1 protein-coding gene is annotated in these 430 nt (G+C 69.5%); it reads left to right on the top strand.

Features of this window, described 5'->3' with window-relative positions:
- Positions 1–430, top strand: a 430-nt coding sequence (locus tag J5M58_RS27230; protein ID WP_207880580.1) for an alpha-hydroxy acid oxidase, incomplete at both ends; no start/stop codon positions are given.

Genomic DNA, 430 nt, shown 5'->3' on the forward strand with positions numbered 1-430 from the left:
GTTGGGCACGTTCGCGCGCACGTTGCTCGCGCCCGGCATGCCGCATTTCGAGCATTCGTTCGCGACGCGCGGCGCGCCGATTCTTTCCGCCAACGTGCTGCGCGACTTTTCCGCGCGCGACCATCTGAGCTGGGCGCCCGTTCGGCAAATCCGCGAGCAATGGGCGGGCGAGCTCGTGATCAAGGGCGTGCTCAGCGTCGAGGACGCGCGGATCGCGCGCGAGGCGGGCGCCGACGGCATCATCCTGTCCAACCACGGCGGCCGCCAGCTGGACGGCGCCGTATCGCCGATGCGGATCCTGCGCGACGTGGTGCAGGCTGTCGGCAACGGGTATCCGGTGATGATCGACAGCGGTTTTCGCCGGGGCTCGGACGTGCTGAAGGCCGTGGCGCTCGGCGCGCGGATGGTGTTCGTCGGACGGCCGTTCAAC

Origin of the sequence: Pseudomonas sp. 32_A (assembly GCF_017490905.1) — a bacterium.
Lineage (GTDB): Bacteria > Pseudomonadota > Gammaproteobacteria > Pseudomonadales > Pseudomonadaceae > Aquipseudomonas > Aquipseudomonas inefficax.